Annotated in this window: 12 protein-coding genes; 5 read left to right on the top strand and 7 right to left on the bottom strand. The window is 71.6% G+C overall.

All coding sequences use genetic code 11. The annotated features are described in order from the left end of the window. Positions 1-141: 141 nt before the first annotated feature. The 4 genes from ABD339_RS05440 to ABD339_RS05455 all read right to left on the bottom strand — a co-directional run bounded on the left by ABD339_RS05440 (position 142) and on the right by ABD339_RS05455 (position 4,824). A complete protein-coding gene (locus tag ABD339_RS05440) occupies positions 142-858 on the bottom strand; it encodes a hypothetical protein (protein ID WP_344562707.1) in 717 nt (238 codons plus the stop codon). Positions 859-934: 76 nt separating this feature from the next. Next, complete coding sequence (locus ABD339_RS05445; RefSeq protein ID WP_344563077.1) at positions 935-1,777, bottom strand: ABC transporter permease; 843 nt, start codon at positions 1,775-1,777, stop codon at positions 935-937. A 298-nt stretch (positions 1,778-2,075) separates the two neighbouring features. Next, positions 2,076-3,140 carry an ABC transporter ATP-binding protein gene (locus tag ABD339_RS05450; protein ID WP_425575891.1) on the bottom strand — a complete coding sequence of 355 codons (1,065 nt, stop codon included), beginning with the start codon at positions 3,138-3,140 and terminating at the stop codon, positions 2,076-2,078. A 277-nt stretch (positions 3,141-3,417) separates the two neighbouring features. Beyond that, positions 3,418-4,824, bottom strand: a complete 1,407-nt coding sequence (locus ABD339_RS05455) for an NYN domain-containing protein (protein WP_344563081.1) — start codon at positions 4,822-4,824, stop codon at positions 3,418-3,420. 285 nt (positions 4,825-5,109) lie between these two features. Here ABD339_RS05455 and ABD339_RS05460 point away from each other — a divergent pair, with 285 nt between their 5' ends. Then, entirely contained in the window at positions 5,110-5,274 is a 165-nt protein-coding gene (locus ABD339_RS05460; protein ID WP_344562709.1) for a hypothetical protein, read from the top strand. 188 nt (positions 5,275-5,462) lie between these two features. On the opposite strand, the gene dnaE is transcribed toward ABD339_RS05460, so the two are convergent. Next, on the bottom strand, positions 5,463-9,008 hold the full coding sequence (dnaE, locus tag ABD339_RS05465; protein WP_344562711.1) for a DNA polymerase III subunit alpha: 3,546 nt from the start codon (positions 9,006-9,008) through the stop codon (positions 5,463-5,465). 266 nt (positions 9,009-9,274) lie between these two features. Here dnaE and ABD339_RS05470 point away from each other — a divergent pair, with 266 nt between their 5' ends. The 3 genes from ABD339_RS05470 (at position 9,275) to ABD339_RS05480 (ending at position 12,406) form a co-directional block, all read left to right on the top strand. Further along, positions 9,275-10,600 carry a DUF2252 domain-containing protein gene (locus ABD339_RS05470; RefSeq protein WP_344562713.1) on the top strand — a complete coding sequence of 442 codons (1,326 nt, stop codon included), beginning with the start codon at positions 9,275-9,277 and terminating at the stop codon, positions 10,598-10,600. A gap of 300 nt (positions 10,601-10,900) precedes the next feature. Continuing rightward, positions 10,901-11,599 carry a hypothetical protein gene (locus ABD339_RS05475; protein ID WP_344562715.1) on the top strand — a complete coding sequence of 233 codons (699 nt, stop codon included), beginning with the start codon at positions 10,901-10,903 and terminating at the stop codon, positions 11,597-11,599. Between the two features lie 42 nt (positions 11,600-11,641). Next, positions 11,642-12,406 carry a thioredoxin domain-containing protein gene (locus ABD339_RS05480; protein WP_344562717.1) on the top strand — a complete coding sequence of 255 codons (765 nt, stop codon included), beginning with the start codon at positions 11,642-11,644 and terminating at the stop codon, positions 12,404-12,406. 175 nt (positions 12,407-12,581) lie between these two features. On the opposite strand, the gene ABD339_RS05485 is transcribed toward ABD339_RS05480, so the two are convergent. Then, positions 12,582-13,151, bottom strand: coding sequence for a dienelactone hydrolase family protein (locus tag ABD339_RS05485; protein WP_344563083.1), 570 nt, complete (start codon positions 13,149-13,151; stop codon positions 12,582-12,584). Positions 13,152-13,301: 150 nt separating this feature from the next. Here ABD339_RS05485 and ABD339_RS05490 point away from each other — a divergent pair, with 150 nt between their 5' ends. Further along, entirely contained in the window at positions 13,302-14,342 is a 1,041-nt protein-coding gene (locus ABD339_RS05490; RefSeq protein WP_344562719.1) for a mechanosensitive ion channel family protein, read from the top strand. Between the two features lie 88 nt (positions 14,343-14,430). Here ABD339_RS05490 and ABD339_RS05495 read toward each other — a convergent pair whose 3' ends face one another. Beyond that, positions 14,431-16,050 (bottom strand): Na+/H+ antiporter, encoded by a 1,620-nt coding sequence (locus ABD339_RS05495; protein ID WP_344562721.1) that lies wholly within the window; start codon positions 16,048-16,050, stop codon positions 14,431-14,433. Positions 16,051-16,053: the final 3 nt, after the last annotated feature.

Below are 16,053 nucleotides of genomic sequence, written 5' to 3' on the forward strand. Positions count from 1 at the left end.
TCAGGGACCGAGCAGCACCGGGCAGGGACCGAACAGCGCCGGCAGGGACCGAGCAGCCCGGGCCCGGCCACAGAACCGGGCCCGGCCGGAGCGAGCGCCGTCGCGACCGGATCCCCGTCACAGCGCAGCCCGGTCCGCGGCTCACCACAGGGGCTGTTGCGGCTCCGGCTCCGGATCGCGGGGGCCGAAGAAGCCCGTCAGCACCAGATGGACGACGATGGCGGCCAGCGGCCAGGCCAGCAGCGCGCCCTTGGCCTGGAGCTTGAGCGGCGCATCGAACGTGGCGTTCTTGCCCGCCGCCTTCGCCGCGGCGATCAGATCCGTCTCGGGACCGAGCCAGACGCCGATCCGCCAGGCCAGCAGCGACCCGAGCAGTCCGCCCACCGCCAGGCCGACGACGAGACCGACGCCGCCCTTCTTGCGGCACAGGAACACGACGACCCCGGCCACCAGGCCGAAGGCGAGGCCGAGCAGCGTGAAGGTGCCATCGGCGCCGATGGACTCCTCGCCCTCGGGGTCCTTGAGGTAGACGGCCTTGCCGTCCGTGAAGAGCGGCACGCGCGGCGCCAGCCACAGCCACAGCAGCCCCAGCAGCACGCCCACGACGGCGACCGCCACGGCACAGACGGCGGCCTCCCGCAGTTCCCGGCGCACGAGCGGCCCACCCTCCTGCCCGTAGCCGTCGCCGTGGCCGTGGCTTTGGACTGGGCCTTCGCCTTGGACTCGGGCCTGGCCTTCGCCCTGGCCGCCCGCGTGGCCGGGGTCCGCCGCTCCCGGCTGCGGGGCCGGCGGCGGCGGCGAGGACGGCGACGAGTGCGAGGGGTCCGGATTGTGTGGGGAGGGCGTCGGTACGGTCACTCCGCCATCGTGCCAGGCCCGCACCGGGGCCCGGGCCCCGACCCTCTCAGCGGACGGTCTCTGAGCGGGTGGCGGCTCAGCGGGTGGCCGCCCAGCGGTAGGCGCGGGTGGCCACGGCGAGCGAGAGCACGCCGACGGCGGCACACACGCCCAGATCGAGGACGACCACGCCCCAGTCGGTGTGGGCGGCGAAGGTGTGGGCGAACGCCTCCACGCCGTAGGTGGACGGCAGCAGATCGCGCGCCCACTGAATGGGCAGCGGCATGCCCCCGGCCGGCAGTACGCCCAGGAGCAGCGCGGCCGACATGCCCAACTGGCCGCCCAGGGTCGCCAGTTCGGGACGGGGCGCGAGCAGCCCGAGCGCCGCGCCCAGTCCGGCGAGCGCCGCACCGGCCAGCGGGATCACGGCGACCAGCACCCACAGCCCGCCCATGGGCAACTGGAAGAGCACACTTCCCGCGACCGCCGTCACCACCACACCCGGCGCGGTGAAGGACGCGTACGCGGCGGCGGCACCGAGGACGACGGACGCCGCGGGGACCGGAAGCGTGGCGTAGTGGTCCAGGCCCCCGCCGGCCCGGAGCTGGCCGAAGTACTGGGCCAGCAGATTGAGCGCGACGAAGGCGACCACGAGCACACTCGACCCGGCGACCACGGCCCGCGCCTCGGCGCCCCCGTCCACGACGCCGCGCAGCAGAACCATGATCCCCAGCGACTGGAAGGTCGCCACGAACAGCAGCGGGATCCGCGCCACCCGGGCCCGGGAGAGCTGGGCCCGGTAGACGGCGCACAGCGAGGGCCACAGCCGCGCCCTGGGCGCCAGCGGAGCGGTGCTCCCGCCGCCCTCGCCTTGTCGGCCGCTCTGGCCGCCCTGTGCGTCCTGTGCGTCCTGGGGAGCCGCGTCCGCGACGGCCGCCATCTCCCGTGTGCGCGCCCGCGCGCCGGACGGGGCCGCCACGACCGCCGTGCTTCGCTCCGCCGCCGTACTCACCCGACTCCGCCCCTCACCAGGTCCCGCGCCCCGGCGCCACGGCGCGCCCGCATCCGGCCGCGCCCGTCCGCTCCGTCCCGCACCGTCTCGCCGCCACGCACCCGCGCTCCGTCCCGCACCGCCACACCGTCGCACGCCCGCGCCACGGCCCATGACCTCGCCACGTCCCACGGCCTCGCGCCGTCCCGCGACGCGTCGCCGTACGCCCTCCCGTGCTCGCGCACCCTCACGTCTTCACCAGGCCCTCGGCGCCGTCCGTACCGAAGGCGCGTCCGCCGAGGGCCACATAGACGTCCTCCAGGCTGGGGGTCGCCAGCCGGAAGTCGTCGAGCGCCGCGAAGGCGGGGCCCTCGGTGACCAGGGCCACCGCCTCCCGCGCCTCTTCGGGTGCGAGCCGCAGTGTCCAACGGCGGCCGGTCGCCCCGGCACGGGCGGCGAGCGCGGCGATCCGCGGGACGTCCAGGGGGGCGCGCTCGCGCCAGACCAGCTCCAGCCGGACCTCGTCGCCGACCTGCGCCTTCAGCCCCCCGGGGCTGTCGCAGGCGATGACCCGGCCCCGGTCCAGGACGGCGACCCGGTCCAGCATGGTCTCGGCCTCGATCACGTTGTGCGTCACCAGCAGCACCGTCGTCCCGCGCTCGGCGCGCCTGCGGTCCACGGCGGCCCACACGGCGCGGCGCGCGTGCGGGTCCATGCCCGTGGTCGGCTCGTCCAGGACCAGCAGCGGACGGTCGCCCACCAGGGCCGATGCCACACACGCCAGGCGCCGCTGGCCGCCCGAGAGCTTCTTCAGCGGCCGTCCCGCCAGTTCCTCCAGCCCCAGCTCGGCCAGTACCTCGTCGCGGGCCGTGCGGGCCGCCGCCGTCTCCATGCCGCGCAGCCGCGCCGTGGTCTCGGCGGCCAGCGCCACCGTCAGCTCGTCCAGCGCGCTCGACTCCTGGCCCAGGTAGGCGAGCAGCCGTGCGGCGCGCTCGGGGTGGCGCACCACGTCGTGGCCGAGGATCTCGACGGTCCCGGCATCGGGGCGCAGCAGCCCGGTGAGCTGGCGTACGAGGGTGGACTTGCCGGCGCCGTTGGGCCCGAGGAGGCCGAAGATCTCGCCTCGGCGTACATCGAGGCTGATGGCGTCGCTCGCGCGGACGGCGGGCGCCGCCGGGGTGCCGCGCCGGGCGCGGGCGGGCGGGTAGCTCTTCACCAGGCCCTCGACGCGCACGGCGCGTGCGGCGGCCCGTGCGGGTGTCTCCACACTGTCCACCGAGCTGTCCACCGCCTGCCGAGTGCCCGTTCTCACGAACTATGAGGGTACGCGTCCGGCTTCGCCTGCCTGAGTCTGGGCCCTGCCCTCACCCGCCGTGGCGTCCGCGTCGGCCGTCCGACCCTCGGGGTCCGCGACCGCCCGCCGCGGCGGGTCCGGTCACCCGCGGGTGCGGGGCCGCCGCCACCGGCCGGCCCTCCGACGGGGCGGGTCCGCCGGTCTCCGACGGGGCGGGCCCGCCGGTCTGCGCCGGACCAGGTCCGTCAGTGGGCGCGGGGCAGGCCGTCAGTGGCCCGCGGGGCCGGGCGGGCCGTCAGTCACCCGCCGGGGCGGGCTCGGCGGAGGAGCCGGTGCGCGCGTCCACCTCGCGCCAGAACCCGGCGCGGATCGCGTAGCGGTCGTGCTCGTCGATCTGGTCGTCCTTGTGCGCCAGCAGCCCGAACCGGGCGGCGTAGCGCAGCAGTTCACCGTCGATGCGGTGCGGGATGCGCGGGTATTCGCCGGAGAGCTGGCCGAGATGGACATCGGTGGTGAGCCGCTCGATCCAGCGCCTGGCGAAGACCTGGCCGACCTCGAAGGGGTCGCCGCTGACGGCGGTGATGTCCTCCTCGCGGTCGGCCCAGCGCTGCTCGGCGGTGGTGAGCTGGGCGAGCATCGGCAGCGAAGCCGTCTCGGGCGCCTCGCCGGTGGCCGTGCGCTCGACCCAGCCACGGTCGGAGGACCAGCGCAAGGTGGCACCCGGCGGCCCGGCGGGGGCGACGGCCCCGGGGCCGGGGCGGCCCAGCCCCGCCAGGTCCTTGGGGGTGGGCACCCCGGCGCCCTCGGCACGTGACGCGGGGGCGCCCTGGGCGCCTCTCCCGGACGGCCCGTCCTCGCCCGCGCCGTCCTCGCTCCCGGCGCCGGGGGCCGCAGGTCCGGGAGCCGGTCCGGTGCGGGTGTCCGCACCGGCGCCCGCGCCCGTGCCGTCGCCGGGCCCGTCGCTGTCACCGTCGGGTGGGGAGTGCGCGCCCGGAGCAACCCGTCCGGCCGGGCGGAGGGGCTGCTCCGGGGGCCGGGCCGGGCCGTGCTGGGTGGCGCCGTCGCCGTTCTTGGCGGTCTCGGGCAGGGGCGCCGACAAGATCGCGGCGATCTCGGGGCGGGGGACGGGCGCGGGCGGGCAGACACCGCTGAGATCCTTGGCGCGGACGACCGGGGTGATCCACGCGCGGTCGAGGACGCGGCGCTCGTCGGCCTCGGCGACCAGGTCCTCGGACTGGTTGTAGTCGCCGTCGGCGGCCTGGACGGCCCACAGGTGGACGGCGACGCCGTGCTCCTTGGCGGACATCAGTCCGGGCAGCAGATCGCCGTCGCCCGTGACGAGCACGATGTCGGAGCATGCGCGGTTGCGGGCCAGTTCGGTCAGTTCGGCGTGCATGGCGGCGTCCACGCCCTTCTGCGCCCACCGGCCGTCGCTGCGGGTCAGCGCGCCCAGGCGCACCGTGACCCGGGGCATCACGCGCAGCCTGCGGTGCTCGGGCTGGGGTACGCGGTCGGGCGCGCCGTCGAACCAGTAGATCCGCAGCAGGGAGCGTCCGGTGTCCTCCTCGGCCTGACAGCGCAGGGCCTGGATCAGACCCGCGTGATCGACGGTGATGCGGGAGCGGGTCGGCTCCCCTGCCAGCAAGCTGGCGGCGGCGCCCAGCAGGTAGCCGGCGTCCACAAGCACGACGCAGCGGTCCACGACGTTCCACCCACTCTCGGTCCTCACGTACAGCCGAGGCTGTGCCCTCGCGTGCCGGCCGTTGTTCCCCGTTTATTCCCCGTGTCTTTCGAGTCTGCCCGACCGGGCGTGGGTTATCAGCCCGAACTCGATCATCGGCGTGGCGCCCCGCCGATACCCAGCACGCTACGGCCACGAAGACGGCTTGGCCGCCTACTTACGGTAACTACCCGAAATGCGCGCTATGTCCAGTCATGACAGTCTGATCGCGGCCAGTGGATCCGACGTGTCCCCCAGGAGGCGATCATGGCCAAGAACAAGCACAAGCGCGACAAACAGCGGCAGAACCGCTCAGCTGACGAACAGACCCAACAGCGCGAACAGGCCAAGGGCGCGGCGGCCGAGCAGCGGATGGCCGGCCCGGCGGACGTCGCCCGCAAGGGCCGCGAACGCCGCTTCGGCCACAACTAGCCCCTACCGTCAGGCCCTACGGTCGGGCCCTCGCCCGTCGCGCGCGGCAGTTCGTCCCTCCCCGCCGCGACGGCCCCGCGCCCCGAGGTACGTGAGCGGCGGCACCGAAGGGCCCGGCGGACAGCAACGCCTGTGGGGGCGCCCCCGGATGGGAGCGCCCCCACAGGCGTGCGGGCTCCGCGCGAGTGTCAGCTCGCCAGGCAGGCGGGCCCCAGCAGTTCCTTCAGGTCTCCGAACAGCGCGGGATCCGGCGTCACGCGGTGCCGGTCCAGCCGCAGGACCGTGGTCTTACGGGCACCCTGCAAGCGCACTCTCACCTCGCTCGCGCCCCGGTGCTGCGTCAGCACATACCCCAGCTGCTCCACCAGGGGCGGAGTGATCTTGACCGTGGGGATGGTGATGGTGACCGGCGCGTTCGAGGACGCCTCGCTCAGGTCGGGGATCATCAGCTCCATCGCGACCAGCCGGGGCACATCCTCGCGCTTGTCGAGGCGGCCCTTGACGAAGACCACGGCGTCCTCGACCAGCTGGGTGGAGACGAGCTGGTAGGTGGCGGGGAAGAACATGCAGTCGATGGAGCCGGCCAGGTCCTCGACGGTGGCGATCGCCCACGCGTTGCCCTGCTTGGTCATCTTCCGCTGGAGGCCGGAGATGATGCCGCCGATGGTGGTGATGGAGCCGTCCGAGTAATCGCCGCCGGTCAGCTGGGCGATGGCCGCGTCCGCCTTGTCGTTGAGGACGTGCTCCAAGCCGAAGAGCGGATGGTCGGAGACGTAGAGGCCGAGCATCTCCCGCTCCTGGGCGAGCAGGTAGGTCTTCTCCCACTCCTCCTCGGAGAACTGCACATCCAGGCCGAATCCGGGCCCCGAGTCGGCCGCGTCGTCCCCGCCGAGGTCCCCGAAGAGGTCGAACTGGCCCTCGGCCTCCTTCCGTTTGACCTGGACGACGTTGTCGATCATCGGCTCGAACTGGGCGGTCAGGCCCTTGCGGGTGTGCCCCATCTCGTCGAAGGCGCCGGCCTTGATCAGGGATTCGACCGTGCGCTTGTTGCAGACGACGGCCTCGACCTTGTCCAGGAAGTCGGGGAAGGAGGTGTACTTCCCCTTCGCCTTGCGGCACTTCACGATCGAGTCGACCACGTTCTGGCCGACGTTCCTGACCGCCGTGAGACCGAAGACGATGGTGGAGTCGTCCTTCGAGGTGAAGTTCGCCTCCGACTCGTTCACGTTCGGCGGCAGGACCTGGATGCCCATCTTGCGGCACTCATTGAGGTAGACCGCCGACTTGTCCTTGTCGTCGCGCACCGAGGTGAGCAGCGCGGACATGTACTCCGCCGGGTAGTTGGCCTTCAGATACGCGGTCCAGTAGGTGACCAGGCCGTACGCGGAGGAGTGCGCCTTGTTGAACGCGTATCCGGCGAACGGCACCAGCACGTCCCACACGGCCTGGATGGCCGCGTCCGAGTAGTTCCGGTCGCGCATGCCCTTCTGGAAGTTCACGAACTCCTTGTCGAGAACCTCCTTCTTCTTCTTGCCCATCGCGCGCCGGAGGAGGTCGGCCTGGCCCAGCGAGTATCCGGCCAGCACCTGGGCGGCCTTCTGGACCTGCTCCTGGTAGACGATCAGGCCGTGGGTGATGTCGAGGACGTCCTTGAGGGGCTCCTCCAGCTCCGGGTGGATCGGCGTGATCTCCTGCTGGCCGTTCTTGCGCAGGGCGTAGTTGATGTGCGAGTTCATGCCCATCGGGCCCGGCCGGTACAGGGCCGAGACGGCGGAGATGTCCTCGAAGTGGTCGGGCTTCATCATGCGCAGCAGGGAGCGCATCGGCCCGCCGTCGAACTGGAAGACGCCCAGCGTGTCGCCCCGGCACAGCAGCTCGAACGTCTTGGGGTCATCCAGCGGCAGATCGAGGAGCTTGAGGTCGACGTCCTTGTTCTTGCGGATCATCTTGACCGCGTCGTCCATGATCGTGAGGTTGCGCAGGCCCAGGAAGTCCATCTTCAGCAGGCCGAGCGACTCACAACTGGGGTAGTCCCACTGCGTGACGACCGTGCCGTCGTTCTTCGGCGAGAAGATCGGGGCGTGGTCGATGACCGGCTCGCTGGACATGATCACGCCGGCCGCGTGCATGCCCATCTGGCGGACCAGGCCCTCGATGCCCATGGCCGCGTCGATGACCTTCTTGACGTCCGGCTCGTTCTCGTACATCGCCCGCACCTCGCCCGCCTCGCTGTAGCGGGGGTGCTTGGGGTCGGTGATTCCGGAGAGCGGGATGCCCTTGCCGAGCACATCGGCGGGCATGGCCTTGGTGATGCGGTCGCCCATCGCGTACGGGTAACCCAGCACGCGGGAGGCGTCCTTGATGGCGGCCTTGGCCTTGATGGTGCCGTAGGTGCCGATCATGGCGACCTTGTCGGAGCCGTATTTCTCCGTGACGTAGCGGATCACGTCGCCGCGCCTGCGCTCGTCGAAGTCGATGTCCACATCCGGCATGGAGATGCGCTCGGGGTTGAGGAACCGCTCGAAGATCAGCCCGTGGGTGACGGGGTCGAGGTCGGTGATGCCCATGGCGTACGACACGATCGAACCGGCCGCCGAGCCGCGCCCCGGGCCCACGGCGATGCCGTTGTCCTTGGCCCACATGATGAAGTCGGCGACCACGAGGAAGTACCCCGGGAAGCCCATGTCGATGATGACCTTCATCTCGTAGTCCGCCAGCTCCTGGCGGTCCTGCGGGACGCCGCCGGGGTAGCGGCGGGCCATGCCCCGGCGCACCTCCTCGCGGAACCAGGACACCTCGTCGTACCCCTCGGGCACGTCGAACTTCGGCATCAGGTTCTTCGGCTCGAACATGCCCTCCGTCTCGACCCGCTGGGCGATCAGGAGCTGGGTGTTGCGGCAGCCCTCCTGCCAGGCGTCCGAGGAGTCGATGGCGTACATCTCCGCGGCCGACTTCAGGTAATAGCCCGCGCCGTCGAAGCTGAAGCGGTCGGGGTCGGAGAGGTTGCTGCCGGTCTGGATGCACAGGAGGGTGTCGTGCGCCGCGGACTCGCGTTCGTAGGTGTAGTGCGAGTCGTTGGTGACCACGAACGGGGCGTTGATCTTCTTCGCGATGCGCTCCAGGCCGTCGCGCGCCCGCTTGTCGATGTCGATGCCGTGGTCCATCAGCTCGACGAAGAAGTTCTCCTTGCCGAAGATGTCCTGGTACTCCCCCGCCGCCTTGAGGGCCTCCTCCTCCATGTCCAGGCGGATCTTGGTGCTCACCTCGCCCGAGGGGCAGCCCGTGGTGGCCATCAGCCCGTCCGCGTACTCGGCCAGCAGCTCCCGGTCCATGCGGGGCTTGCGGAAGAAGCCCTCCAGGCTGGCCCGGGACTGGGCGCGGAAGAGGTTGTGCAGCCCCGTCGCGTTGCGCGCCCACATCGTCATGTGGGTGTACGCGCCGTTACCCGAGACGTCGTCGCGCTTCTGGTGGGGGGTGCCCCACTTGACCGGCCGGGTGTTCCTGCGGTGGTCGGGCGCCAGATACGCCTCGATGCCGATGACCGGCGTGACCCCGGCGTCCTTCGCGGAATGGAAGAAGTCGTACGCCCCGTGAAGATTGCCGTGGTCGGTCATCGCGATATGCGACATGCCCATCTCATTGCAGGCGTTGAACATGTCCTTGAGCCTCGCCGCTCCGTCGAGCAGCGAATACTGCGTGTGCACATGCAGATGCGTGAAGGGCTGCTCACTCACGACGAAGGCCACCTCCGGGCGCGGATCTTCAGGGCGAATCAGGAGTCTACGACCCGCCACCGACAACCACCGGACACCCGCCGCCCCGCTCCCCGCGGCCGACCCGGCCCTGGCACCACCGCGCAGCGGCGTACGTTAGGCACGCGTCACGCCTCCCGCACGACGCGCCACACCTCCTGACCCACCGCAAACACCGCACGCCGAACACCGCACGCCGCACGTCGAACACCGAACGCCGAACACCGAACGCACAACGGAGCGCCCACATGACCAAGGCAGGCCCGGACCAAGAGCGCGGCGAGACCATCCTCCAGGTCTTCGACACCGCCTTCGGTGACCTCCTCGCCGCCGACCCGGCGGCCTTTCAGACGAAGTTCCGCAAGATGGCCGCCTCGGCCTTCGCCTTCTACCGGGGCACGGCCTGCCTCTTCTACGCGGACCTCGACGGAGAGCGCGACACCGGGCCCTTCCAGGACGAGCGCACGAGCCGGGTATGGATACACGGCGACCTGCACGCCGAGAACTTCGGCACGTACATGAACGCCAACGGCCGTCTCCTGTTCAACGTCAACGACTTCGACGAGGCGTACGTCGGCCCGTTCACCTGGGACCTCAAGCGCTTCGCCGCCTCCGTCGCGCTGCTCGGATACAGCAAGGCGCTCAGTGACGAGCAGATCACCTCGCTGGTCACCACCTACGCCACCGCCTACCGCGACCGCATCCGCGCCCTGGCATCCGGTGCGCCGGAGACCGAGCCGCCGACGCTCACCCTGGACACCGCGCGGGGCCCCGTGCTCGACGCGCTGCGCGCCGCGCGGGCCAACACCCGCTTCGGGCTGCTGGGCACCATGACGGAGATCCGCGGCTGGGAGCGCCGCTTCACCTCCGGCGGCGGCTCCATAGAGCTGGACGAGAAGACCCGGGCCACCGTCCTGGACGCCTTCGACGCCTACCTGGGCACCCTCCCGCCCGGCGAGGGCCGCGAGCGGCACGGCGCCCACCGGGTCAAGGACGTGGTGGGCCGGCGCGGGATCGGCATCGGCAGCGCCGGCCTGCCCTCGTACAACATCCTGCTGGAGGGCCACAGCGACGCGCTGGAGAACGACCTGGTCATCTACATGAAGCAGGCACAGACCCCGGCCGTCTCGCGGCACATCACCGACCAGGCCGTGCGCGACTACTTCCGGCACGAGGGCCACCGGACCGTCATCTCGCAGCGCGCCCTCCAGTCGCACGCCGACCCCTGGCTGGGCTGGACGGAGCTGAACGGGGCCGGTCAGCTGGTGGCCGAGGTCTCCCCCTACGCCGTGGACCTGGACTGGAGCGACCTGGCGGACCCGCAGGAGATAGCGCAGGTCACGGCCGACCTGGGCCGGGCGACGGCCACCATGCACGCGGCGGCCGACGAGGAGAGCGGGCACAGCCTGGTGCCGTTCTCCACCGAGCGTGCCATCGACGAGGCCATCTGCGCCGACGAGGACGGCTTCCGCGCGATGCTGGTCGACTTCGCGCACTCCTACGGCGCCACCGCCCGCCGGGACCACCAGATCTTCGTCGACCTGTTCCGCAATGGCCGGATCGCCGGGGTTTAGGGGGATACGAGAGGTACGGGTGGCACGGGAGGTGTCACGGGCTGCCCCGGGGCATCGGTTCGGCCCCCTTTAGGGACCACTTACGCCGACCCATGGCAGACTCGGGCCGCGAACAGCCATACGACCAACACGCGGCAGGCACCCGGCCAAGGCCGCCCTGACGGCACAGCCACGGCGACACGACCCTGACGACACCGCCATGGCAGCCCGGCCACGGCAGCCCGAACCAGCACCGACGGGCGCGCTCGGCAGAGCACGCCCGCCGAGGCACTCCACCCAGCGACCAGGAAACGGCAGGACATGGGAGCGGCAGGCATACGGACAGCGAGGGCGGCGGTCTTCACCGCGCTCTGCGTCACGCTGTCCGCCGGCGCGCATGTCCTGCTGTCCGGCTCGCCCGTGCCGCTGCCGCCGCTCGTCGCGATCTCGGCGGGCGTCTTCCTGCTGGCGTTCGCGCTGGCGGGCCGGGAGCGCGGCTTCGCACGGATCGCCTCGCTGCTGATCCCGCTGGAGCTGGCCGCCGATACCGTCTTCACCACCGGCCAGCACGCCTGTTACGGCCGCGCCGGGGGCCCGGTCGCCGGGCCGCTGCGCTCGGTGGGCTTCGACCTGCTGTGCGGCGGCGGCAGCGTCGGCACCCCGCTGGCCCGGATGGCGGCGCGCGGCGGCGAGTCCGGCACGCTCTCGCTGAGCGCGCACGGCGCACTGGGGCCGGCCGTGCCCTGGCTGCTGCTGGCCGGGCACATCTGTGTGGGGCTGCTGGCCGCCGCCTGGCTGCGGCGCGGCGAGGCCGCGCTGGCCGGACTGCTGCGCGCCGTCGCCGCGTCGGCCTTCCGCCCGCTGCGGCTGGCGGTCGCGGTCTGCCGCCCCTCCCACGGCGCCACGGGCCCCGCGCGGGCGCCGCGCGCGCCGGCGGTCCGTACGCCTGCCGCGCTGCCGCTGCTGACGCACTCCGTACACCGTCGCGGTCCGCCCGCGCTCGCCGTTCCCGCGGTCTGAGCACGGTCCGAATTCGCGTACGCAACAACGGAGAAGACAGTCATGAGCAAGCGCAACAACCAGGAAGCCAAGCGTGCGGCCCGTGAGCGGCTGCGCGCCGAGCGGGAGAAGCAGGCGAAGAAGGAGCGGACCCGGCGGCAGCTTCTCGTCGGAGTGTCCGTGGTGGCGGTACTCGCCGTGGTGGGTGGTATCGGGGTCGCCGTCGCGAAGATGAACGACAAGGACTCAAGCGGCAAGGACATGGCCGTCACCACCGGCGGCGCCGGGGCCAAGAAGACCATCGACGTCTACGAGGACCTGCGCTGCCCCGCGTGCGCGCAGTTCGAGCAGACGATGGGCGCGGCCCTCCAGAAGGGCGCCGACGACGGCAAGTACAAGCTGCGCATCCACCTCGGCTCGATCATCGACGACAACATGGGCGGCAAGGGCTCCAAGAACGCCGCCCGCGCGCTGGGTGCCGCCAAGTCGGTGAGCGTCAAGGCGTTCACCGAGTACCACAAGCTGCTGTACTCCACGAAGTTCCACCCGCCGGAGCAGGACGACAAGTTCGCCGACAACGCGTACCTGCTCAAGGTGGCGGACGAGGTGGACGCGCTCAAGGGCAACGCCGAGTTCGAGAAGGCCGTCAAGGGCAACAAGTACAACAAGTGGGCCAAGGACATGATCGCCAGCTTCAACGGCGCCGAGATCCAGGGCACCCCCACCATCAAGATCGACGGCAAGAAGACCGAGCCGCAGGAACTGGCCACCCAGCTCGACAAGATGGGCGTCAAGCTGGACGCCGGCAAGAAGGAAGAGAAGAAGTAGCGCGCTCCCCCGCGACGCGCGGCTGACCACACCCGACGGGCGGACCGGATCCCTCTCCGGCCCGCCCGTCGGCGATTCCGGCCCCTCGGCGTTTCCGGGCGGCCGGACCCTCCTGCAAGGTCTCCAGGCCGCCCTGCAAGGTCTCCAGGCTGCCCTACAAGTTCTCCAGGCTGCCCTACAAGGTCTCCAGGAAGGCCAGCGCCGTGCGCCAGGTGCGCTCGGCGGCGTCCTCGTCGTAGTCGGCCAGCCCGGCGTGTGTGTAGAGGTGGCCGGCGGCGGGATAGCGGTGGATCTCCGCGTCGGCGCCCGCGCGGCCCATCCGCAGGTACCACGCCGTCAGCCAGTCGTGCGGCTCGAAGGGGTCCGGGTCGGCGACGTGCAGCTGGACCGGCAGTTCGTCCACGGCGGCGTCCTCGGCGATGTCGGAGGTGCCGGAGAACAGCAGCAGTCCCCGTGCCTTCGCGTCCGCCAGGGCGAGGTTCTGCGCGACGGCGGCGCCGAAGGAGAAGCCCGCGTAGACCAGCCCGCGCTCGGAGAGCGGCGCGGCGGCGGTGACAGCCCGCCGCAGCAGCTCGTCGCGGTCGAACTCCTCGCGCAGCTTCATGCCCTCCTCGACGGAGGCCGCGGTGCGCCCGTCGAACAGGTCGGGGGTGTGCACCTCGTGCCCGCCCTCGCGCAGCCGCTCGGCGGCGGAGCGTACATCGGCCGTCAGTCCGCACACGGAGTGGAACAGAACGATCGTCACCGGTGCCACTGATGTCACATCCTTCACAATGAGCCCCCGCGAATCCCCTGGAGCCGGTCCCTCCATATGGTGCCAGGTACGGTCGTCCCTGGCCCCGGGCGGCCCTGGGAAGGGCCCGACCGGGAAGAAGTCCTGAGAAGAGAGGCGACCATGGAGAACGTGCTGCGGCCGGTCATCGTGTTCGGCGGCGCGATCCTGATCTCGTACGTGCTCGCCTGGGCAGTGGACCGGCTGCTGGTACGCCTGGATGTCCGGCACCCGGAGACCCCGATGTGGGAGCTGCTCCGGCGCGGTCGCGTACCGCTGCAAGCCGTGCTGTTCGTGGCGCTGGTCAGCGGATTCTTCGGCCAGACCCACCTCGCCAAGGACCACAGACAGGGCGTGGACCTGTGGCTGTCGATCATCTTGATCTGCGCCTCGGCCTGGCTGATCCTGCGGCTGGTCGCCGCCGTGACCGAGACACTGGCCACCCGCTACGCCGGCGCCACCCACGACCCCGCGCGCGGCAGGCGGGTGCGCACCCAGCTCACGCTGATCCAGCGGCTGGTCACCGCCGTGGTCACGGTGATCGCGGTCGCCGCCGTACTGCTCCAGTTCCCCGGCATGAAGACGTTCGGCACCTCGATGCTGGCCTCGGCCGGTGTGCTCGGCATCGTCGCCGGTGTCGCCGCCCAGTCCACTTTGGGCAACCTGTTCGCCGGGCTGTCGATCGCCTTCGGCGACATGGTGCGCATCGGGGACGAGGTGGTGGTGGACGGCGAGTCGGGCACGGTGGACGAGATCACCGTCTCCTACCTCGTCCTGCTCACCTGGGACGAGCGGCGCATCACGATGCCCGTCTCCTACTTCACCAGCAAGCCGTTCGAGAACTGGTCGCGCGGCGGCCCCCAGCAGACCGGCACCGTCTACCTCCAGCTCGACCACTGCGCGCCCATCGAGCAGCTGCGGGCCAAGACGGAGGAGCTGGTACGGGCCAGCGACGAGTGGGACGGGCGGAGCTGGAGTCTGCTGGTGACCGGCAGCACACCCAGCACGATCGAGGTGCGCGTCGCGGTGACCGCGCGCTCCTCGGACGACCTGTGGACCCTGCGGTGCGCCCTGCGCGAGCAGCTGTTCACCTGGCTCAAGCACCAGCACCCCGAGGCACTGCCGCGCATCCGCGTCAACCAGCCGGAGGACAAACCCCTCTGAGCCGGAGCCGCCGTCCGCCCCGCTTACCGAACCGGGGACCGGCGGCTGCCGCGCCAGAGGCCCGGCGCCGCCCCACCCGGGCTCGGCGCTACCGCACGGGGGGCTCGGTCCCCGGATAGCTGCGCAGGTCGAGCTGGTGCAGGATGCGGTCCACCACTTCCGGGTCCACCCCCGGCTCGCCCCGGGCCGCCAGCACCTCGTGCCGGGCCGCCGAGAGCAGCTCGCCCTGGAGCCTGCGCATCTTCTGGAGCCGGGCCACGCGCTGGGAGTGCGCGGCCCGCCGCTCGTCGCTCACGATGTCGGGGGAGATCCGCGCGCCGACGTCCCAGGCCCTGCGCAGCAGCGCCTCGGAAACCTCCTCGGGCAGCTCCTCCACCTCCTCGATCTCCTTCAGCCTGCGCCGCGCCGCCTTGGCCACCCGTACGGCCAGCTGCCGCTCCAGCTCCCGCTCGGCGGCGCTGTCCACCTGTACGTTCAGCCGCCTGACCAGCCAGGGAAGCGTCAGCCCCTGGAAGACGAGGGTGACAATCACCACGGCGAAGGCGATGAAGATGATCGCCTCCCGGCCGGGGAAGTCGCCGCCCCCGGCCTCGGGTTCGACGGCCAGCGGCACGGCGAGCGCCAGCGCGACCGAGGCCACCCCGCGCATCCCCGACCACCACACGACGACCGTCTCGCGCCAGTTGCGCGGAATGTCCTCGTCCAGGTCCTTCTTCTTGTGCAGGCGCTGCGCCAGCCAGGCGGTCGGCAGCAGCCACAGCAGCCGGACGACCACCACGACGCCGACCACGGCGAGCGCGGCGGGCAGCAGCTGCTGCCACTCGTGGCGCACGGTGCCGAAGATGGTGTGCAGCTCCAGGCCGATCAGCCCGAACGCGATCCCGGTCACCAGGGTGTCCACGATCGACCAGAAGGTCTGTCCGGCCAGCCGCCCCTGCACGTCGTCGGCGTCCACGGCGTGCCCGGAGGCGAGGTAGAGCGCGGTGGTCAGCACGGCCAGCACGCCGGAGCCCATCAGCTCCTCGGCCAGCACGTACGAGGCGAACGGCACCAGCAGCGTCAGCCCCGTCTGGAGCGTGGCGTCCCCGAGGTAGCCCATCAGCTTGTTGGCCAGCCAGCCCAGCCCGAGCCCCACGGCGACGGCCACCACGGCGGACAGCACCAGCTCGCCCGCCGCGTGGGGCATCGAGAAGGTTCCGGTCACGGCGGCGGCGATGGCCACGTGGTAGAGGGTGATCGCGGTGACGTCGTTGAACAGGCCCTCGCCCTCCAGCGCGGACACCAGCCGCCGGGGCAGCCCGACATTGCCCGCGACGGCGGTGGCGGCCACCGGGTCGGGCGGCGCCACCAGCGCGCCCAGCGCCACGGCACCCGCCACACCCAGGCCCGGCACCAGCGCGTTGGCGACGACGGCCACCACGGCGCTGGTCACGAAGACGAGCGCGACCGCCATCAGGAAGATCGGCCGCTTGTTCGCGGCGAACTGCCGCCAGGACGTCCGCTGCGCCGCCGCGTAGATCAGCGGCGGAAGCACCAGCGGAAGAATGAACTCCGGCGGCAGCGAGACATTGGGGACGGACGGTATCAGCGCCAGCACACCGCCGAAGATGGTCATCAGAACGGGCGCGGGCAGCCCGAACTTGTCCCCCAGCGGAACCATCAGAACAGCGGCCAGCAGCAGGGCGAAAAAGAGCGCGAGCTGGTCCATATA

Origin of the sequence: Streptomyces axinellae (assembly GCF_039532135.1) — a bacterium.
Classification (GTDB): domain Bacteria; phylum Actinomycetota; class Actinomycetes; order Streptomycetales; family Streptomycetaceae; genus Streptomyces; species Streptomyces axinellae.

Excerpts from the sequence above, each read along its gene's own strand:
- ABD339_RS05475 (WP_344562715.1), top strand. The coding sequence starts at position 10,901 with ATGGGAGCGGCAGGCATACGGACAGCGAGGGCGGCGGTCTTCACCGCG.
- ABD339_RS05490 (WP_344562719.1), top strand. The coding sequence starts at position 13,302 with ATGGAGAACGTGCTGCGGCCGGTCATCGTGTTCGGCGGCGCGATCCTG.
- ABD339_RS05445 (WP_344563077.1), bottom strand. The coding sequence starts at position 1,777 with ATGGCGGCCGTCGCGGACGCGGCTCCCCAGGACGCACAGGACGCACAG.
- ABD339_RS05470 (WP_344562713.1), top strand. The coding sequence starts at position 9,275 with ATGACCAAGGCAGGCCCGGACCAAGAGCGCGGCGAGACCATCCTCCAG.
- ABD339_RS05460 (WP_344562709.1), top strand. The coding sequence starts at position 5,110 with ATGGCCAAGAACAAGCACAAGCGCGACAAACAGCGGCAGAACCGCTCA.
- ABD339_RS05495 (WP_344562721.1), bottom strand. The coding sequence starts at position 16,050 with ATGGACCAGCTCGCGCTCTTTTTCGCCCTGCTGCTGGCCGCTGTTCTG.
- ABD339_RS05480 (WP_344562717.1), top strand. The coding sequence starts at position 11,642 with ATGAGCAAGCGCAACAACCAGGAAGCCAAGCGTGCGGCCCGTGAGCGG.